The organism is Shewanella algicola, from assembly GCF_014648035.1.
Classification (GTDB): domain Bacteria; phylum Pseudomonadota; class Gammaproteobacteria; order Enterobacterales; family Shewanellaceae; genus Shewanella; species Shewanella algicola.
In genome coordinates, this window is the sequence record NZ_BMQI01000011.1 from 83,057 (window position 1) to 103,696 (window position 20,640).

The 20,640-nt window shown below is 42.4% G+C and carries 17 protein-coding genes and 1 pseudogene; 6 read left to right on the plus strand and 12 right to left on the minus strand.

The window, feature by feature from the left end:
- Nucleotides 1–70 precede the first annotated feature (70 nt).
- Nucleotides 71–832 (minus strand): TSUP family transporter, encoded by a 762-nt coding sequence (locus tag IEY42_RS06715; protein ID WP_188924532.1) that lies wholly within the window; start codon nucleotides 830–832, stop codon nucleotides 71–73.
- A gap of 206 nt (nucleotides 833–1,038) precedes the next feature.
- Between IEY42_RS06715 and IEY42_RS06720 the strand changes: the two genes are divergently transcribed.
- Complete coding sequence (locus IEY42_RS06720; RefSeq protein WP_188924533.1) at nucleotides 1,039–1,716, plus strand: SDR family NAD(P)-dependent oxidoreductase; 678 nt, start codon at nucleotides 1,039–1,041, stop codon at nucleotides 1,714–1,716.
- Between the two features lie 46 nt (nucleotides 1,717–1,762).
- Here the strand turns inward: IEY42_RS06720 and IEY42_RS06725 are convergent, their stop codons facing one another.
- Entirely contained in the window at nucleotides 1,763–1,969 is a 207-nt protein-coding gene (locus IEY42_RS06725) for a hypothetical protein (protein WP_188924534.1), read from the minus strand.
- Nucleotides 1,970–2,063: 94 nt separating this feature from the next.
- On the opposite strand from IEY42_RS06725, the gene IEY42_RS06730 reads away from it, so the two are divergent.
- Nucleotides 2,064–2,261 carry a hypothetical protein gene (locus IEY42_RS06730; protein WP_188924535.1) on the plus strand — a complete coding sequence of 66 codons (198 nt, stop codon included), beginning with the start codon at nucleotides 2,064–2,066 and terminating at the stop codon, nucleotides 2,259–2,261.
- Nucleotides 2,262–2,357: 96 nt separating this feature from the next.
- Here IEY42_RS06730 and IEY42_RS06735 read toward each other — a convergent pair whose 3' ends face one another.
- From IEY42_RS06735 to IEY42_RS06770, 8 genes are all read right to left on the minus strand, one after another.
- Nucleotides 2,358–2,747 carry a ribonuclease E inhibitor RraB gene (locus tag IEY42_RS06735; protein ID WP_188924536.1) on the minus strand — a complete coding sequence of 130 codons (390 nt, stop codon included), beginning with the start codon at nucleotides 2,745–2,747 and terminating at the stop codon, nucleotides 2,358–2,360.
- An 11-nt stretch (nucleotides 2,748–2,758) separates the two neighbouring features.
- Complete coding sequence (locus tag IEY42_RS06740; protein WP_188920148.1) at nucleotides 2,759–2,992, minus strand: RNA-binding S4 domain-containing protein; 234 nt, start codon at nucleotides 2,990–2,992, stop codon at nucleotides 2,759–2,761.
- Nucleotides 2,993–3,042: 50 nt separating this feature from the next.
- Nucleotides 3,043–3,849: a Rossmann-fold NAD(P)-binding domain-containing protein gene (locus IEY42_RS06745; protein ID WP_188924537.1), complete on the minus strand. Its 807-nt coding sequence runs from the start codon at nucleotides 3,847–3,849 to the stop codon at nucleotides 3,043–3,045.
- Nucleotides 3,846–5,057, minus strand: coding sequence for an HD-GYP domain-containing protein (locus IEY42_RS06750; RefSeq protein WP_188924538.1), 1,212 nt, complete (start codon nucleotides 5,055–5,057; stop codon nucleotides 3,846–3,848). The genes IEY42_RS06745 and IEY42_RS06750 overlap by 4 nt, the downstream gene beginning before the upstream one ends.
- 71 nt (nucleotides 5,058–5,128) lie before the next feature.
- Nucleotides 5,129–5,629: a DUF2919 domain-containing protein gene (locus IEY42_RS06755; protein ID WP_188924539.1), complete on the minus strand. Its 501-nt coding sequence runs from the start codon at nucleotides 5,627–5,629 to the stop codon at nucleotides 5,129–5,131.
- 54 nt (nucleotides 5,630–5,683) lie between these two features.
- Nucleotides 5,684–7,696: an NAD-dependent DNA ligase LigA gene (gene ligA / locus IEY42_RS06760; RefSeq protein WP_373292798.1), complete on the minus strand. Its 2,013-nt coding sequence runs from the start codon at nucleotides 7,694–7,696 to the stop codon at nucleotides 5,684–5,686.
- A gap of 136 nt (nucleotides 7,697–7,832) precedes the next feature.
- On the minus strand, nucleotides 7,833–8,888 hold the full coding sequence (gene zipA / locus IEY42_RS06765; RefSeq protein ID WP_188924541.1) for a cell division protein ZipA: 1,056 nt from the start codon (nucleotides 8,886–8,888) through the stop codon (nucleotides 7,833–7,835).
- A 21-nt stretch (nucleotides 8,889–8,909) separates the two neighbouring features.
- The gene (locus IEY42_RS06770) at nucleotides 8,910–12,335 is read right to left on the minus strand and encodes a chromosome segregation protein SMC (RefSeq protein ID WP_188924542.1); all 3,426 of its coding nucleotides are present in this window, start codon (nucleotides 12,333–12,335) and stop codon (nucleotides 8,910–8,912) included.
- Between the two features lie 160 nt (nucleotides 12,336–12,495).
- Here IEY42_RS06770 and cysZ point away from each other — a divergent pair, with 160 nt between their 5' ends.
- Together cysZ and IEY42_RS06780 are read left to right on the plus strand one after the other, a co-directional pair.
- Complete coding sequence (gene cysZ, locus IEY42_RS06775; RefSeq protein WP_188924543.1) at nucleotides 12,496–13,269, plus strand: sulfate transporter CysZ; 774 nt, start codon at nucleotides 12,496–12,498, stop codon at nucleotides 13,267–13,269.
- 167 nt (nucleotides 13,270–13,436) lie between these two features.
- On the plus strand, nucleotides 13,437–15,794 hold the full coding sequence (locus IEY42_RS06780; RefSeq protein WP_188924544.1) for a carbohydrate binding family 9 domain-containing protein: 2,358 nt from the start codon (nucleotides 13,437–13,439) through the stop codon (nucleotides 15,792–15,794).
- Nucleotides 15,795–15,858: 64 nt separating this feature from the next.
- Here the strand turns inward: IEY42_RS06780 and IEY42_RS06785 are convergent, their stop codons facing one another.
- A complete protein-coding gene (locus tag IEY42_RS06785; protein WP_188924545.1) occupies nucleotides 15,859–17,088 on the minus strand; it encodes a response regulator in 1,230 nt (409 codons plus the stop codon).
- A gap of 37 nt (nucleotides 17,089–17,125) precedes the next feature.
- Nucleotides 17,126–18,247: a beta-ketoacyl-ACP synthase III gene (locus IEY42_RS06790; protein ID WP_188924546.1), complete on the minus strand. Its 1,122-nt coding sequence runs from the start codon at nucleotides 18,245–18,247 to the stop codon at nucleotides 17,126–17,128.
- A gap of 387 nt (nucleotides 18,248–18,634) precedes the next feature.
- Here IEY42_RS06790 and cysK point away from each other — a divergent pair, with 387 nt between their 5' ends.
- A complete protein-coding gene (gene cysK / locus IEY42_RS06795) occupies nucleotides 18,635–19,600 on the plus strand; it encodes a cysteine synthase A (RefSeq protein WP_188924547.1) in 966 nt (321 codons plus the stop codon).
- Nucleotides 19,601–20,255: 655 nt separating this feature from the next.
- Nucleotides 20,256–20,585: pseudogene (locus IEY42_RS06800) on the plus strand (TonB-dependent receptor); the annotation flags it as partial.
- Nucleotides 20,586–20,640 lie beyond the last annotated feature (55 nt).

A 20,640-nucleotide genomic window follows, 5' to 3' on the forward strand; every position in this document is an offset into this window, starting at 1 on the left:
TAATTCTAAGTATTACCCACCGCCAAGGCTATTGGCGGGTTTAATCATAAATACCGTCACATGACCATACTTACATATATTGCGACCATAATAATTTGAGGCTCATGCCAAATGACATCACCACCACCAAAGGCTTAATAACTTTAACACCTTTAGTGACCACTAAACGTGAGCCCAGTGTGGCACCAATAGATTGCCCCACCAGCATAATTAGCCCTAAAACGATAACGACTTGACCACCAATTAAAAAGAAAATCAGTGAGGCGATGTTGGTCGCAAAATTAAGTAACTTAGCATGCGCTGTGGCTTTGGCTAAACCAAAACCGGCCAGCGACACAAAAGCCAATGCAAAAAAGCTCCCGGTACCTGGACCAAAAAAACCATCATACAACCCAACTCCTAACGCTGCAGTAAAGGCAAACACACTTGGGGTTAACACTTGCTGGCGATCATCTTCACTGATCTTTTTAGAAAATAAAAAATAACAACCAATCGCTAAAATTAAAAATGGCAAGACTAACTCAAGTAATTCAGCGTCAATCATCTGCACAAAGATAGTACCAATAGCCGCGCCAATAAAAGCGCACATTAGCGACAGCTTCATGCTGCGTAAATCCACCATGCCTTTGCGAACAAAGTACAAGCTGGCAAAAAAACTGCCACCACAGGCTTGAAGTTTATTAGTACCAAGCGCCGCTGCTGGAGGTAAGCCGGCCCACATTAATGCCGGAATGGTCAAAAGGCCACCACCGCCGGCTATTGAATCAATAAATCCGGCAATTAAAGCAACAGCAAATAAAATCAGCGCGAGTTGGAGTGTGAGTTCAAACATGGAGGTTCTCGTTAATAGCGACGTCAGAAGGACAATGAGCAAGGCGTTATTAGACAATCTTTAACGACAAAATACAAAGCGTTCCGGTAATTTATTCACCTTTACTGAAATAACGCTTAACCCGCCATTAACTCACGCGATGATTGCGGTTTAGCTCTGCATTGGTATAGTGACCAGCTTAGTGAAAATTTGCCTAAAGGTTTATTATGATAGTGATTACTGGCGCCAGCAGCGGCCTAGGTGCAGCCCTTACCCAACAATATGCAGCAGACAAATGCCAACTGCTCATTAGCGGTCGTAGCGAGCAAAAATTGACTGCGGTTATGGCTAAGCTCAACCCAACAGAACAAGCTAATGTCTCGATACAAGCTGCTGATTTATGTGTCGCTGAAGAGGTAAGTCAATTGTTTTCTCAATTATCTTCGCCGCCGACCACGGTAATTCATTGTGCTGGCAGTGGCTATTTTGGGCCGATTGAACAGCAAGACCCACAAGCTATAAACCAGCTCATCCACAATAATCTGACCTCTAGTATTTTGGTATTACGCGAACTGGTGAGCCGTTATCGCGATCAAAAAGTCAATGTGGTGGTGGTCATGTCTACTGCAGCTCTTGCCGGCAAAGCACATGAGTCGACTTACTGTGCGGTAAAGTGGGCAGTGAAAGGCTTAGTTGAATCGTTAAGGTTAGAACTAAAAGGCAGCCCAATGAAGTTGATTGCGGTTTATCCTGGTGGCATGGCAACCGACTTTTGGTCTACTAGCGGCAAAGACATCGACACATCAAGTTTTATGACGGCCGATGAAGCAGCACAAATGCTCAAAAATGCTTTAGTAGCGACGGAGCACGGCTATATATCCGATTTAACCATTAACCGTGGTTAACCTCATGCTAATATTGCACAATAATAGTTTGCGATATTGGCAGGCGTTATTTTTTAGGTAACAGTGGCTTTGTTGACCAGTACCAGCAAAATACCCAACCTGCTGGTGCAAAAATAACATTGAGCAAAATGGCATAAAAACCAATCAAGGGTAAGTTTGTCGTTTTACCTTTGGCAAATTTTAAGGTAAAAAACACCACAATGATGGTGAGAACAAAGATAATTTGACCTATTTTTGTGGCATTAACATCCATAATATTCCCTTATTTGACTCGGTCATCATCGAGCGGCTTCTCTTTCAATAAACTGATGACATGGTTAACATTCACTGATTAACAGGTTACTACAATGCATAACAAAATTATCTTAATCTTAGCGCTGGGTATGATGCTGTGCTTACCAGCATGTGCAGAATTAAAACAAACAGGTAAAGAAATCGGTCACACAACCAAAAACGTCACCACTGCAATTGGCCATGGCACCCGCGACACGGTAAAAGCCATTGGCCAAGAAACTAAAGAAGTGATTGACGAAATCAAAGAATAGCGTGTTGAATTATTGCCAACCCTTACTTTTTTTGGCAATAAAAAAGCCGAGAATGCTCAGCATTAACGGCTTATTTCACCATAAACTTAAACTGGTTTAGTGGTGGCAATGCTCATTGCATTCGTGATCATCATCGTCAGCAAACTCATCGTCGCCATGTTGGTGCTGCATAACGCCCCAACCATCAGAAATGCCGTCAAACTCTTGGGCAAAGCTGTTTAGCTCAGTTTCTTTGGCAACAAGTGCAGTATATTCTGGCACCATTTGTAAGCAAACAATCACTTCCCACTTGGTGCTTTCTTCGTCAAAATTAAGCTCTAATTCACCTTGTAACTCAGTTTGCGTTAACGCTTCCATCGCTGATTCTGCATCGCGCTGATCGTCAAACACCAAGAAGAAGTCCACTTCAAGTGCCTGGGTTAAGTCAATACCGGCTTCAGCCATTGCAGCCAGCATTTGGCCATTATCATCATCTGGAAATTGCATGTATTTGTCCTTTATTGCGCCGCAACTATTTCAATATTTGCACCGTTAAACGAAATAACATCGCCAACCACGCATTTTTTACGCTTACGGGTGTCAATTTCACCATTGACGGTCACTTGACCTTCAGTGATAACATGCTTTGCATCCCCGCCGCCATTTACTAGGCCTTGTACTTTTAACACTTTGTACAGTTCTACGTATTCATCACCTGGAAGTAATGCAAACGCTTGAGTTTGAGTCGTCACAATAATTGCCTTTTATTCAAAATATGCCGGCTATTATAGCCTATGCAAGTTTAGCAAGCATCAAGCATTTTAAGCGGATTAGGTTGACGATATTCATAGCCTAAATGGCGACAAATTAACTGACCATCAATCACTTTATTGGGCTGTTGTTGTTGATTAAATTCAGGGGGCGTTAAGCCAAGATGCTCAGCAGCTTTCACATAAAACTCACCGCGCGTAGGATGAACAGGCGCGGCCAGATTATAAGTCGGCAAGGTGTTAGGGCTCGATAAAATCAAGCTAACAGCAGCAATACAATCTTCTAAGTGCACCAAATTGACCGCCACATTCGCGCCGCTCACATCGGTTTTACCCGCAAAAAATCGTCCAGGATGGCGCTTAGGACCAATTAAACCTGAAAATCGTACAATACAGCTATTGGGCATTGCTGCAAACATGGCTTCCGCTTGCAACAATGTTGTGCTGGTATCACTAAATGCACTAGCGTCAGCTTCGGTTACGGTTTGATCAGCAGAGGGATACACTCCCGTTGTGCTGATAAAAATGACCTTTTGATACAGCCGCTTTCCCATTAAAGATTTAAGTTCAGTTAAATAGGCAATGTAGTCAGAATCGCCGCGACGAAGCCTAGGAGGAATATTAATCACAATGGCGTCGGCATCAAACAGCGAAGAGCTTTTGACGTCATCGCTAACATTGGCTAAATCTAGCTGGTAGGCTTTAATGCCCAATTGAGGTAACGAGACTAAATCATCAACCTGACGTTTAGACGCTTTAACTTGAAACCCCTGGTTTATAAGGTATTTCGCCAAAGGCAGACCAAACCAGCCACATCCAATAAGTGTTATTGTTTTCATTGATTCTCTTGGTGATTAAAATGATTAAAATAGAAGCTAATCGGGTTATTGGCTTGCAGTGTTTTAACTGCGCCTTCTGATAGCTCATCGAGCTTAATGACTTCTTTAACTTGCACATCCTCACTGAGTAAAAAACGAAAACTAGGCTCTGCGCCAGTCGCATCGCAAGACCACACATGCGGTTGTTTTACATCAGAGGTCGTCATCATCACTTTGGCAATGGTGTCATCGGTCAAGCGCACAACGGTGCCCGGTGGATAAATACCCAGAATTTTGACCAACACTGAAATCAGTTTATCACTGTGCTTTTTACTGTGATTTTTAAATAAGATACCTAGGGCAACTTGTGGTGTGCGATATTGATTAAGCAAGATTTCGTAATCATTAGCTAATGATACAACTTGAGTTGTGATAACGATTTTATCTTCAGTTAATTGGTGAGGAAAACCGCTACCGTCAATAAACTCATGGTGGTGTAATACGATATCAAGCATCGCTTCAGGAAATAATCCGGTACGCTTTAACATATCGTAGCCAAAATTAGGGTGCATTTTTAAAAAGTTAGCTTCGACATCGGTTAACTCACCGCGTTTGCGCCGAATGTCCTCAGGTACTTTTAATTTACCAATGTCATGAAACAAACTGCCCAGGGCAATATCGCGTATTTCTTTTTTGGTGAGAGATAATGCATGGGCAATCATCATAGATAAAACGGCAACTGAAATACCATGTTGAGTCACACTCACGTCAGCTTCGCCACTGCCCACGAGGGTTAAATGCGGCGTTTCGCTTTCGTACAAGTTTTCAACTAAATCTTCAACTAAGGTGGCGGCTTCACGGTAGGCGCCTTCAGGGTCGCTTAACACTTTACCAAACACAGTTCGGCTGTCGTTAACAGCCTTAACAAACCGTTGCTGACTGACTCGCATACTTTTTTTAGCTAATGGGCGGTAATCAATCTCTTTGACTTGCTCTTCTTGTACAAGGTTTTCTTCAATGGTCTCTTCTATCTCAGGTAATAAATCATGGCCATCGATAACATAAACAAACTCAACATCAAGGCCTTTAATCATCTCGATTTGCACTTGTTGTTCTAGCTTTACTTTACTGCGGAAAAATGGATGGCTAGTCCACGACAAAGGCACCTTAACGGTTAAACCGATAACCATTTGCGAAACAGGTATTTGGGTTAATTCTGTTTTTGCCAAAGTCGCGATCCTTTCACAATAGCCGATTAGGCTGAAATGAGAATATCATTAGGGCGATAATGCCGTTATGGTTAATTACCCTTTTCTGTCGTCTCAGACTGTTCACTATCGTCGACAGTCCAATCGGCAAAGTAGTAATGTAACCTCTTAGATTTTAGTACATAAATAACAGACCAAAATAAAAAAAGTGCATCTAGCGAATACCCCAGTTTAAATAAATAGTCATCATGCACGATTCGTTGCAGTAAAAATATCCCATCTAAAATAAGTAAACCCCATAAAAACCAGATGCTTTTACTAAAAAATGGCCTTAACATTAGCCAACTACGCTTACGTTCAGCGATAATCAATCCATAAATAATCACCGCCCCCACACCAGCCACTAATGCCAAAATGAAGTCGGATTTTTCTGGATAAAACAGCCGCACAAGTCCTGAACGGTCATTAAACTGGGTGAGTGAAGCAATAAAAATACACCACCCACGAGCTAAAAACACCAATATTAAATACAAAAACAGCGGCGGCTTGATATGACCGCGATCATCGAGCCAGGTAATATGACTAAAATTCACAATATACTCTTATCGGCGGCCATAGACATCAGTTCCATCGTCATTACTACCAGATTAATGGCTTGCACTGAGTAAGTCTAATAATCCTTGCTCATCAATCACTTTAACACCAAGCTCTTGAGCTTTAGCTAACTTTGACCCAGCGGCTTCACCAGCGACCACACAATCGGTATTTTTAGAGACGCTGCCTGCCACTTTGGCGCCCAAGGCTTGTAACTGCGCTTTGGCATCATTACGGTTAAGCTGCGTTAATGTCCCCGTTAACACCCACGTTTGGCCTTTAAGGCTTAATTGTGATTCATCTGCTTGCTCTATCGCTGGCCAGGTAATGCCCGCGGCAAGTAATTGTTCAATGACTTCAATATTGTGCGGTTGTGCAAAAAACTGGCTTATGTGTTTAGCCACCACCTCGCCCACGTCGCTCACCTCAAGTAATTGTTCAACACTGGCCGTGCGGATCCGTTCAAACTCAGCAAAATGCTGCGCTAAGTTAGCCGCGGTAGCCTCGCCAACTTCCCGAATACCTAAACTATATAAAAATCGCGCTAAGGTCGTGGTTTTGGCTTGCTTAATTGCGTTAACGATATTGGTGGCCGACTTCATTGCCATACGATCTAGCATGGTGATAGCTGAGGCTGTGAGCGAAAATAAATCCGCAGGGGTCTTTACTAATTCTTTATCAATTAATTGTTCAACAATTTTATCCCCCATGCCATCAATATTTAGCGCTTTACGTGATGCAAAATGCTTGATGGCTTCTTTGCGTTGGGCTTCACAAAACAAACCTCCACTGCAACGCGCAACGGCTTCGCCTTCTAAACGTTCAACCACGCTTTGACACACTGGGCAATGTTGCGGAAACACAATATCTTGAGCATCATCTGGGCGCTGCTCTGCCACAATGGCAACAATTTGCGGTATAACGTCTCCAGCACGGCGAATAATCACGGTGTCGCCAATTTTAACTCCAAGGCGAGCAATTTCATCAGCATTATGTAGCGTGGCATTAGAAACGGTTACACCACCCACAAACACAGGCTTTAACCGAGCTACAGGTGTTACAGCACCAGTGCGGCCCACTTGAAAGTCAACAGACTCAAGCAAGGTCATTTCTTCTTGTGCCGGAAACTTATAGGCAATGGCCCAACGCGGGGCTTTGGCAACAAAGCCTAACGATTGCTGCTTAGTGATGTCGTTAACCTTAATCACTACACCGTCGATTTCATACTCAAGTTGACTACGACGAGTCATAATATCTTGATAATAAGCAAAAACTTTTTCAACAGAATCGCACACTTTCACTTCTGGGCTCATCGGTAAGCCCCACTGCTTAAGTTGGGTTAACTGGCCAAAATGGGTCAATTGCATCGGTTGCGATTCACCCTCGACAACCCCAAGAGCATAAGCGTAAAACCCTAAAGCGCGCGAAGCGGTAATTTTACTGTCTAACTGGCGTAAACTGCCTGCTGCGGCGTTTCGAGGATTAACAAATACTTTGTCGCCTTTGCTCATTTGACGTTGATTTAGTGCCTCAAATGCCGCTTTAGGCATGAAGACTTCACCGCGAACTTCAACCAGATCTGGAAATCCTTCGCCACGCAATTTAAGCGGAATTGAGCGAATAGTTCGGACGTTTTCAGTAATGTCTTCACCTACAGAACCATCGCCGCGTGTCGCCGCTCGCTCAAGCACACCGCTGCGATAAGTAATCGATACTGCTAAGCCGTCAAGTTTAGGTTCGCAAACATAATCTACTTGATCGACTTTATCGGTAATTCGCTTGTTAAATGCGTCAAAATCACTTTGCTCAAAGGCATTATCTAAACTGAGCATGGGTTTTAGGTGAGTAATTTGATCAAATTTTTGTAATGCCATCCCCCCCACTCTTTTACTTGGCGAATCTGGCAACGTATATTGTGGATATTCACCTTCAAGTTTAATCAAACGTTGCATCAATCTGTCGTATTCAGCGTCGGGGATCGAGGGCGCATCATCAACATAATAGCGAATGTTGTGTTGATTGATGGTCTGAGTCAGTTGATCCATTTCGGTTTGAATTGGGTGCATTTGGGTATCCGTCATACAAGGTTAACTTAAATTTTTCATCAAATAGCATAGACCGCTATTGCCGATGTGAATAAAACAATTAAGGCCGCTGCTGCGGCCTTAAAGCGGTAATGTTCAATACTATATTGAGCTTCTCTTAGGCTGCATTCACACGTCTTATATAGTCTTTTTTAGTGGCATCAGACCAAGGCTGACGTTGGCCGTCAAGCAGCTCTGCACCTAAATCATCAGCAATTTGATATGCCGAATTAAGCATAATGGTGAAGTTCATTAATGGGTCGCCATATGCCGGTAACGTCATAAACATCACCACGCCTTGGGTAACAAATTGCTCCATGTTGTCTGGGTCAAACACTCCAGGCTTTAACATGTTAGCCAGAGAGAACAGCACTTTCCCCGTGCCCGCATTATCAATATGACGATGGAAAATATCCATGTCACCAAACTTAAAGTTAAGCGATAACAAGCTTGGCAGTAATTCAGCGCCTTGAATTTGCTCGCCCTGTTTTGCCACAACATGCAGCACTAACACATCGGTTGGCTCAATTGGCTCATCGATTTGCGGCGCAGGTTCGGCTTTAACTTCTGCAGCAACTGACGGCTGTACTTGTGGTTCAGCTTCAACTGCTTGTGGCACCTCGTCAAGAATGAGCGGTTCAACTTTAACAGGCTCATTTTTTGGCGACTCTGTTTTTGTGGGCTCAGGCTTGGTTGGCAATGGCTTGCCAGTATAGCTTTCTAATTTAGCGGTACTGGTTGACGGATTGAAAATCTTTTTCGGAGTGCTTAACGAGGCTTGAGCCGATGGCGTCACGTCGGGCACCTGATCGTCAGCAAATAATGGTTGTTGAGTCGGCTGCTCGGCTTTAGCAGATGTTTGTTTCAATGCATCTTGCAGTGAGGTATCACTTGATTTTGACTCGGCTGGCTTTTGGCTTAGGTTGGTTTTTAAGATCGGCTTCATTACCGTTTCTTCAACTTCATCAGCTTTGCGTACTCGCACTTTCCCAATACCATCAGCATCGAAACCTTCTGAATCTCGACGTTGAGCTTGGTTTTTGTAAAATCCGGCCATCGGACTTTGCTTCATTGATTTAGGTTGTTGTTTTCTAATTGACCAAAAACCGTGCACTAACACCGCAATAATTGCGATCGCGCCTAATATAAACAACACCAATTGTAGATCTTTCATTAGTATCCCTGTCTTTCAAATTTATACCGCGTCGGCTAAGGCAACTGCGGCTTCAATATCCACTGCGACTATCCTTGAAACGCCTGGTTCATGCATAGTAACGCCAATGAGTTGATCAGCCATTTCCATCGTTATTTTATTGTGACTGATATAGATAAACTGCACGCTTTGTGACATTTCCTGCAATAAGCGGCAAAAACGTTCGACGTTTGCGTCATCCAAAGGTGCATCAACTTCATCTAACATACAAAAAGGTGCTGGATTTAGTCTAAAAATAGCAAAGACTAATGATAAAGCGGTTAACGCTTTTTCTCCACCACTAAGTAAATGTATGGTGCTATTCTTCTTACCTGGCGGTTGGGCCATGATGGTGACGCCAGTTTCGAGCAAGTCATCATCGGTGAGCGCTAAATAAGCTCGACCACCGCCAAACACTTTAGGGAACAACTGCCCTAAATCGCGATTGACCGCTTCAAATGTTGCTTTGAAGCGGGTTTTGGTTTCTTTGTCTATTTTTCTAATGGCATCTTCTAACGTGATTAAGCCTTTATTTAAGTCATCATCTTGACTGTCTAAATAGGCTTTGCGCTCACGTTGAGTTTCAAATTCTTCAATTGCCGCGAGGTTAATAGCGCCTAAACGACTAATTTTTTGTTTGACCTTTTCGAGCTGCTCTGCCCACACACTTGACGTTGCGTGTTCAGGCATGTCGGCAATCACTTGTTGTAACTGAATTTGCTGCTCTTGCAGTAATTGCAGTTGTGCATTTGCTTGCCCTTTTAAACCCTCACGACGTAACTTTAACGCGCTTATCTTTTGAGTCAAGTCTTGTAACGCTACAAGCTGTTGTTTTTGCATCAATACTGAGCTATCAAAACTGATTTGCAACTCGGCTTGTTGGGCCCTATTTTGTTGCAGTTGTTGCTGCAGGGCTTGCTGCTGCTCAAGGGCTTGCGTTAGTTGGACCGATAATTGGGCAATTTGGTGCTCGCCACGTTGATGTTGGTTGTCTTGCAACATTTTTTGCAGCTGAGTGTACTGGGTTGAATATTCGGCCTGTTTTTCAGCTTGTTGTTGTAATTGTTGCTGGGCAAGAGCTTGTTGAGTGGCATGTTGTTGCACTGTAGTTTGCTGTTGTGTCAGCTTACTGACTGCCTCAAGCCGTTTTGTTTTGGTTTCTCGTAATTTAGCTTGGCTATTTTGCCATGCATGTTGTGCCACTTCGTGTTGATTAATGGCATCTGACATTGCTTGCTCTTGGCTGCTGATTTGTGCTTCATACGCTTCTATCTGCATTTGCTTGTCGTGATACGTTAGTTCAAGTTTGGAGAGTAAATCATGACATTGTTGTTGCTTTTGCTGTTTATCATCACGTTGTTGTTGCAAACTGACTAAGGTTGATTGCAACTTAGTTTGTTGTATTTGTAATTGATGACTGCGTTGTTGCACTTGGCCGAGAGTAAGCTGATCTGCCGCGGCTTTTTGCGTGTATTCGGTGAGCTGCTGCTGTGCAGCGTTAAGTTGATGCGCTAGCGATTCTAGCTCTGAACTGAGTTCGCAGCGTTCTTGACTTAACACAATGGCAGACTGACCTGATTGAGTATGATTTAACACAAACCCATGGCCAACTAGATAGCCCTCTTGGGTGGCAATGTATTGATCATCTGCAATTTGAGGCAGCCGCTGGCTTGCTTCATCTAAATTCTTTGCCCAAATAACTGATTTCAACCACGGTGCGAGGTTGACTTGAGTATTGAACGCTTGGTTGCTTAGTAGTTCTCCTTGAGTAAAACCAATGCGACTGGGTGTTGGCATGCCTTGGGCTTGTGTCAGCACAGGCAATTGGCTCAGCCCTTGTAAGACCATATCAACGGCTTTCTCCCAACCTGGCTGTACATCAACCACTTGCCATAATTGCAAGCCTTCTGCTTGAGTATGTCCGGCGAGTAACTCATCAATTAACTGCAATCGTGAATGTCGATGAGTCATGGTTTGCTTTAGGCTTTGATACGCCTCACGATGCTGTTCAACCGAATGTTGCAGCGCGCTGACTTGTTGCTCTAAGGTTTGCTGTTGCTCAACGGTTTCGCTGAGCGTTTGATCTAATGAAGTTAATTGGGTTTCAGCCTCAAGCAACTGGGTTTGATTGTCTTGTTGATTGAGCGCTGTCAGTTCTTGATTCAGTTGTTGTTTTTGACGTTCATCTTGCTGCAAACTTTGTTGTTGATGCGCCAAACTCGATTGTGATAGCGCCAACTGCATCTTAGTCGAGGCTAAGGTTTCTGCGTATTGGGTGAGTTGAATTTGTTGCTCATCACAGGCGTCTTCAACGATTGATAACTGCTCGTCAATGAGATCGAGTTCACTTTGCGCTTGTTCAGTTTGCGGTGCTAAATCATCAGCTTGGGTAGCGAGCTGCTGATAACTGTCATTTAAATTAGCAATGGTGCGCTCACCAGTGGCAATTTGTTGTTGAAGCGCACTGATTTGTTGTTGTAACTGCGTATCTTGTTGCTGCTGATGCTTAAGTTGCTGCTCAAATTTAGTGATATTGTTGCCGGCAAGATAGTACCGCTCAACTAATTTATGTTCAGCGTCACTTAGCTCTTCAAGCTGCTGTTTTAGTTGAGTGACTGTGGTTTCGCTATGTCGGGTGGTTGTTTGCAACTGTTCGGCTTGTGTTTCAAGCACGCTTGACTCTTGATCAAGTTTGTCTGTTTGGCTTAATAATTCTTGATAGCGGATCACGAGTAACTGGCTGTGTAATAAGCGCTCGTTCGTTTTAAGCTCGCGGTACTGTAAAGCCGCTTTAGCTTGTTGAGATAACTTGTCGAGTTGCGCGCCTAATTCAACTCTAATGTCATTTAAGCGTTCAAGATTTTCTCGGGTATGTCGAATGCGGTTTTCGGTTTCTCGGCGACGTTCTTTATAACGAGAAATGCCCGCGGCCTCTTCGATAAACACCCTTAATTCTTGCGGCTTAGATTCGATTAAGCGAGAAATGGTCCCCTGTTCAATAATGGCATAGCTGCGCGGCCCAAGGCCGGTGCCCATAAAGAGGTCAGTAATGTCTTTACGTCGACACTTTTGACCATTTAAAAAATAGGTTGATTCACTGTCGCGGTTTACCTGGCGTTTAACGGAGATTTCTTGGTAACTGGCATATTGTCCAGCTAAGCGACCTTGGGAGTTTTCAAATACCAGTTCTACACCGGCTACTGAAATTGGTTTACGGGCAGATGAACCATTAAAAATAACATCGGTCATCGAATCGCCACGTAAATTTTTGGCGCTACTTTCTCCCAGCACCCAACGCACGGCATCAATCACATTTGATTTACCGCAACCGTTTGGACCAATAATTGCTGATAACGCATTATCAAAAGGGATTTTAGTTGGGTCTACAAACGACTTAAATCCAGCAAGTTTTATTTGTTTTAATCTCATGTTGCCAGTTCAGGTACGCATTAAAAGGAAAAAGCAGCTCACTTTAGCAATTGAGCCGCATTTTGTAACGATTTTTATCCTTTTGATACAGTTTTACGCTTGTTTTATTACCGTTGGCTGGTCAAAATTAGTGGCATGAGTCACAAAATAGGTGCGTTAGATGATAAATAACTCTCAGAGCATAAAGAAGAGCGGTGTTAATTATTTTATTCAAGGCTTTCAATTGATTAAACAACCGGGTTTACGCTCGTTTGTGTTTATCCCTTTAATGATCAATTTAATCCTTTTTGCAGGGGCAATGTATCTTGCTGTGGGCCAACTGACAGTGCTGTTTGATTGGATGAATGGTCAACTTCCTGACTACCTTAGTTGGTTGCACTTTTTTTTATGGCCATTAGCAGTGTTAACCATGCTTGTGGTGATGTCGTTTATATTCAGCTCAGTAATGAATTGGTTAGCCGCCCCCTTTAACGGCTTACTTGCTGAAAAGGTAGAGCAGCACCTCACAGGTAAAAGCTTAAATACTGGCACATCAATCGATATGGTCAAAGATTTACCACGGATCCTTGGCCGTGAATGGACTAAATTGAAATACTACTTACCCAGAGCGCTACTATTTTTGGTGTTATTTTGGGTGCCTGTCATTGGCCAAACTGCCGCACCTATATTGTGGTTTTTATTTACCGCGTGGATGATGGCAATTCAATATTGTGATTACCCATTTGATAACCACAAGGTTGCTTTTAATGACATGAAGTTTGCCCTAAAAAATACTAAAGGCTCAAGCTTCAGTTTTGGCGCGGCGGTGACATTGTTCTCGATGATCCCAATTGTTAATTTTATTGTGATGCCTGTGGCCATTTGTGGTGCCACATCAATGTGGGTAGATAAATATCGCGAAGCCTATAAACACCCAACGATTGCCCCAGAGTAATCGATACCTATAGACACTAGCCTGCTCAAATGAGCGGGCTTTTTATCAAAACACCTCCCTCCGCAACAAACACCCCGTAACAATTTATTGATATTTTATTTACAAGTCAGACCTGCCATTAGCACTATTTTTTGCGACAATAGGCAAAATAACAATAACGAGAAACCATGATTGTGATTAACTATTTTCGTGCGCTATTTGCGGTAAGCCTTATATCAAGCCTATTATCTCCATGCGTTTATGCGGGTTCGAGCCAACAATTTCATTTAGATATACCCACCATTGATGAAGAAGTTGATGTTGATGTTGATGGCGACATTAATGAACCGGCCTGGCAACACGCTGCGCAAGTGATGTTGCAATATGAAACCTCACCCGCTGAAAATACCGCCGCCCCGGTTAATACTTATGCCAAAGTGTTTGCCTCGAACACCAGCTTGTATTTAGCTTTTATTGCCCACGACCCTGCACCAGAAAATATCCGCGCCAATTTAAGAGAAAGAGATAATGCATGGGGCGACGATATGGTGGGCATTAAACTCGATACCTTTAACAATGCCCGCTTGGCTTATCAGTTTTTTATCAATGCCTATGGGGTACAAAGCGATTCGATTGAAAATGAGCTCACAGGTCAAGAAAGTGATGCCTGGGATGGTATTTGGTATAGCAGAGGTAAAATAACCGACCAAGGTTATCAAGTTGAAGTCCAACTGCCACTGCGCTTATTTAATTTTGATGATCGCCACTCTGTGCAAACATGGGGAATAGAGTTAGTGCGTTTTTATCCAAGAAACGAAACTCATCGTCTGTCGACTCACCAAATTGATCGCAATGTGTCATGTCAACTTTGTCAACTCGGTACAGCTTCTGGCCTTGCTGGTGCAACTCAAGGTAAAGACCTGCAATTAACCCCCTCACTGGTCGCCAATCAAAATAGTCAACGTGATGTAGCGCCTACAGGTCCATGGACAGATGATACCAATGTTGAAGCAGGTTTAGATTTACGCTGGGGGATCACGCCAACCACCTTATTAAATGCCACCATTAACCCTGATTTTTCTCAGGTTGAGGCAGATGCCGGCCAATTAGATGTTAACAACACTTTCGCCCTATTTTTTCCTGAAAAACGCGCCTTCTTTTTAGACAATAAAGACTATTTTGATACCCAATTAGATTTACTCCATACCCGTAATATTGGCTCGCCAGATTATGGTGTAAAGCTCACCAGTAAAACCGATGACCATACTTTTGCCGTGTTGGCCGCCAATGACATTCAAAGTCAATTTTTGGTACCGGGCAATTTAAGCTCTGATATTGCGGTAATAGAGGATACTAGCCATAACGTTGCCAGTCGGTATCGTTTTGATCCCAGTAAGCAGTTTTCGGTGGGCGGTTTGCTAACCTTAAAGCAAGCCGATGATTATCATAACTACCTTCTCAGTGGCGACATTAAATACCAACCGACCAAACAAGATACCTTTACCGCGCAATATGCGCACTCGGTTACCCAGTATCCAGATGAGTTTTTTAATCAGTTTTGCGGTAGCGACGATTGCGCTCAAGTCGCGGATGATTGTGACATTGGCGAGTGCGAGATTAACGAACGAGTACTGCGCACCCAAAAAGACGGCGAATTTAATGACGGTATGTACAATATCGCTTATGAACATCAACGTCGAAACTGGTATGTGTCTAGCCAATATGAATCTATTGGCCGAGACTTTAGGGCCGACTTAGGCTTTATTGATAAAGTTGATTTAGCCAAATTTGTGGTGGGCGGCGGCTATACCTGGTATCCAGACGAGCACTTCTTTAACCGAATTGAATTAGGTGGTGATTGGGATATTACCCATAGTCAACATCATGAACGCCTAGAGCAAGAAACTGAGCTGTTTATTGAGTTTGAAGGTGGGTTACAAAGTTACATTGCCGCAGGAATTATTGAGCGCGAGCGAGTCGGTAGACGCCATGATCCAAGCGATATTGCCATTAACGGTAACACCACCATGTTTGAAGAAACCTTAGGTTGGTTTTACACTAATTTTACCCCAATGGGTTCACTCAAGTTAGAACTCGACATGTATTTTGGCGATGATATTGATTATGCCAATAACCGCCCTGCATCAGTCAATATGTTCAATCCAGGTGTTGAGTGGAAAATAACCGAGTCATTAGTACTCGACATTTCACATCGTTACCAAACATTAGATGTTGACGATGGCAGGTTATTTACGGCAAACCTCAGTGATTTAAGATTAAACTGGCAACTGACACTGAATAGTTTTATTCGTTTAAGCAGTGTTTATACCCGCATTGAGCGCGACCCTAGCCTGTATTTATACCAAAATCCAAATAGCCTTTATGAAGACCTAGGTAATGAGTTGCTTTATGGTTATAAACTAAACCCACAAAGTGTATTTTATCTTGGTTATTCAGATGCTTTTGTTGCAAATGATGACATAGATTCGCTGACTCAAAATGACAAAACCTTCTTTATGAAAATGAGTTACGCCTGGTTGTTATAACGCAGGCAATAAAAATGCCGTTGATGGTTCCATTCAACGGCATAATATTGTCATTAAATTTGCTTTATTGACTAATGACCTGATTTCGCCCAGCCCTTTTGGCTTGGTAAAGCAGTTCATCTGCGCGGTGTAATGCATGATCTAACGACTCATTATGTTTGGTCGCCACGCCACAGCTAAACGACACCGATAAATCACCAGCAGTAGTACTAATAGGATTCGCTTCACATTGGTCGCGAAACTTGTTCATTAGGGTGGTGGTTTTTGTGCTGTCTAACCCTTTAAACGCCACTACAAACTCTTCGCCACCAAAGCGTGCAACGGTAAAATTAGCGCCAAATGCATTTTCGAGGCGCTGAGCAAATTCAACTAACACTTGGTCTCCCACATCATGGCCATGGGTGTCATTAATTTTTTTGAAAAAATCCAAATCAATTAATGCTACAGACAAGGTGCCAACCTCACCCTCTTTACCGTTGTGCTCAGTAAAAAAGTAACGTCGCGTGTAGGCTTTCGTTAAATAGTCACGGTTTGCTTTAGCCCACAAGTTACGCATCATGTCGAGCGAGTCTAATGTGTTAAGCACCCGGCAATGAAACTCTTCATGCACAAAAGGCTTTTGCAAGAAATCATCCGCACCATTTTTAATAAACTTGGCAGATAAACTTTCGTCATTGTCATTAGATAAGCCAATAATGGCGATGTCTTCACGATTATAACTTTCGCGTATTCGTAAAATTAACTCAACGCCATCGATTTTTGGCATATTGTAGTCGGTGATCAGCAGTTGAATATCAGGCTCGCGCGCTAATACAGCTAATGCTTCTTCGCCATCATTGGCTTCAATCACTTGGAACAAATGATGCTCTAGCAACATACGCACAAACTTACGGCTCACGACTGAATCGTCAGCAACCAACACTTTCACCTGCTGATTGCGATACAGCCTATCAATCAGCTTAACCACATATTGATAGCTGTAACGGTTATCTTTAGGGATGTAATCAACAATACCCAGCTTAAGAATATCGCGACGTTGGCTCGCGTCTAAGTTACTGGTTAACACAATACAAGGAGTCTTGTATGACGATAATACCAGACGCACAATGTCACCATTAGACGCATCGGGTAAATTTAAATCGGCCACCACGACAAAGTAATTGTGTTGCTCCAATAATGTCAAAGCGCTGGACATATCTGGAGCAACGTCTACCTGGTAGCTCAGTTCTTGCATAATCAAATGTTTTAAGATTTTAGATACGGTTGTACTGTCTTCAACAATCAATATACGCAATATATTCACCTTAATTTCGGTGGCCTAACATGGCCACTTAACACTTCTCTAATACGATGCTACCTATCGAATAACCTGCACCAAATGAACACAGTAAACCTAAATCACCGGTTTTGAAGTCTTGGTTATGTTTATGGAATGCAATGACTGACCCTGCTGATGCAGTATTCGCATATTCATCCAGTACGATAGGTGCTTGTGATGGTTCAACATTATCACCAAGAAGCTTCTTCACTACAAATAAATTCATGTTTATGTTGGCTTGGTGTAACCATAAACGCTTAAATTCATCAGGTTTTATCTGCTCGTCAGTAAATTGAGCATCTAAATGTTGGTAAATCATTGGCAGTAACTCTTTAAACACTTTACGGCCTTGCTGATGAAATAATTTATCAGCACTGTTAGCTTGCGCAGGATCGCAGCGGTTTACAAAACCAAAGTTACTGCGGATATTACTGGAGTAATCTGTAACACAACGCGTCGATAACACGCTAAACGCATTTGTTGAGGTTGAAAGCTCAGCGCGCTCAACCACAACGGCTGTCGCTACATCACCAAAGATAAAGTGGCTATCACGATCGCGGAAATTGATTTGCGGCGAAGTTAACTCAGGGTTAATGACTAAAACACGATTGGCGGTACCACCACGGATGGCATTAACGGCATTCACAATCGCAAAAGTGGCAGACGAGCAAGCCACTAACATGTCATAAGCAAAACCTTTGGTGCCCATCGCTTGTTGGATTTCAATAGCAATCGCTGGGTAAGCCCTTTGGGTATAAGCACACGCGACGATGACTAAATCAATATCTTCAGCGGTAAGGTTCGCTTGCGCTAACGCTTGTGTTGCGGCATCAATGCCCATTTCAGCTTGCATCGATAACGCTTCTGACGGTTTATCGGCAATTAATGGCATCATCACGTCGGTGTCTAAAATACCGTCTTTAACCATGACATAACGACTTTTAATGCCCGAGGCCTTTTCGATAAACTCACTTGATGAGTAAGCTAAAGCAGTAGTATTACCTGCTTCAATATCTGCAGCATGCTGTTGGTTAAATTGCTCTACGTAACTGTTATAACAGGTCACTAATTCATCGTTAGACACGCTATAAGGAGGGGTATATAAACCGCTACCTGAAATCACAACTTTATTCATTTTGCTCTACCATTATTAGTAAGTGAGTGAGTTAATGCCCATCAACAAAAAACGTTCCCATGATCTGAGTTAACCATTATGACCTTAATTGTCGTCATAACCCTCAAGATCAGTCTTATTGCATTTCAGCTGAGCAAATTAACTTATTGCAGCTATTCTAGTATTTTATATTTTGTTTTCGTCATACTAAATTAAATTTGCATAATGGTCAGACCATCAACAGGCGTTTATTTGCTCTAAACGTTGAATCCGGCCCCTAAAACCGTCATTTTAGTATAACAACATAATCGCTAATAACTAAAAGGAATAAAGAAGAACAAACTTTCACTTCTAAATATTGTACAGCCGATTATGATTAGACAATGCAACCATAGGAGCAAATAATCCATGAGCAAAATTTTCGAAGATAATTCATATACTTTAGGTAATACCCCTCTCGTCCGTTTAAACCGTGTAAGTAACGGCAACGTGTTAGCAAAAGTTGAAGCTCGCAACCCAAGCTTCAGTGTTAAGTGTCGTATTGGCGCTAACATGATTTGGGATGCTGAAAAGAAAGGTTTGTTAACTAAAGATATCGAGCTTATTGAACCAACATCAGGTAACACTGGTATTGCGCTTGCTTATGTTGCTGCGGCACGAGGTTACAAGCTCACCTTAACCATGCCAAACACCATGAGTTTAGAGCGCCGTAAACTGCTTAAGGCGTTAGGTGCTAACTTAGTGTTGACTGAAGGCGCTAAAGGCATGAAAGGTGCCATTGATAAAGCTGAAGAAATTCGCCAGTCAGCACCAGAAAAGTATTTAGTACTGGGCCAATTCAGTAACCCAGCTAACCCTGAAATACATGAAAAAACCACTGGTCCAGAAATTTGGAATGATACCGATGGTGAAGTTGATGTATTTGTTGCCGGTGTGGGAACAGGCGGCACGTTAACAGGTGTGAGCCGTTACTTAAAAGCACAGGGTAAAACCATTACTTCTGTCGCTGTTGAGCCAGTAGATTCACCGGTTATCGCCCAAGCGTTAGCTGGACAACCTATTCAACCCGGTCCACATAAAATCCAAGGTATCGGTGCAGGTTTTATTCCTGGTAACTTAGATTTGTCGATTATCGACCGTGTTGAAGCGGTGAGTAACGAAGATTCAATTGAAATGGCACGCCGTTTAATGAAAGAAGAAGGTATCTTAGTGGGTATTTCTTCTGGTGCTGCTGTTGTCGCGGCTAACCGTATCGCTGCATTACCTGAGTTTGCTGACAAAACCATTGTTGTGATATTGCCATCAGCTGCAGAGCGTTACTTATCATCTGCGTTGTTTGCGGGTGAGTTTAGTGACAGCGAAAACGTACAATAAATAATACTCGACTGATGTAAGCCAATATCAGGTCGACAACAAAATGCCAGCATCTTTGCTGGCATTTTTTATCCAAGACGTTAACCATATTGTCACTCTGTTTATTAAACGGATTAATATGTTCTTACCGTAAAAGAGTGCTGAACCGGTAAGCTAACCAGTCACCAAAAGTGAATATAAATTCAACTTAACATAATTGTAAATATATTTTACTGTCCGTTATGCTAATTGACTTAAAATAATGAATCTCATTTAAATAAATAACAAAACATGATTTATATCAAAATAATCCACATCTTTACTTTTTTTCATCATAAAAAATTCTATATAAAAAACACAATACAATAACATTGTATACTTAATACAACGCCAAAAAACATCTCATGCCACCCTATTTTAAACACTCAGTTAACAAGTTCAGCTTTTGTAAATTTGACCGCTGAAAAATTTGCATTAAAGTCGTACAGTTGTTTTTTATTTGTGAATATAAATAACAACTTACGTTAATGCTTAATTAGTTACAAATCAAAAATCCCTCTGTTGTATTTTAAGCACTTTATGGTTATACACATGCTTGTGTAATGCTACGTCAATACAGCAAGTCAAATATTGACGACATAGGCACCATAATAAAAAACATTTCTGGGAGTGATAAATGCAAGTTAATTCAAAATTAGCCAATGCGGTGCGCGTTGCGTTAATGAGTGGTGCAGCCTTATCGGCCACCACATCAATCAATACTTTTGCTGAAGAAGCAGCTGTTGAATCAAATGTTGAACGTATTTCAGTTACGGGTTCACGTATTATTCGTGAAGGAGCCATTGCCCCAACACCTGTAACTGTGATTAGCGGTGACGAATTATTATCTACAGGTGTGACTAACATTGGTGAAGCGCTAAACCAATTACCCGCCTTAGGCAGTACATTCTCGCTCGCTAACTCAGGTAATTCAATTGGTACTTCTGGCCTTAACTTACTTGATTTAACCTCAGATCTGGTTAAGCAAACACGATATTAGTGCTATCTAACAGCTCAAGTTC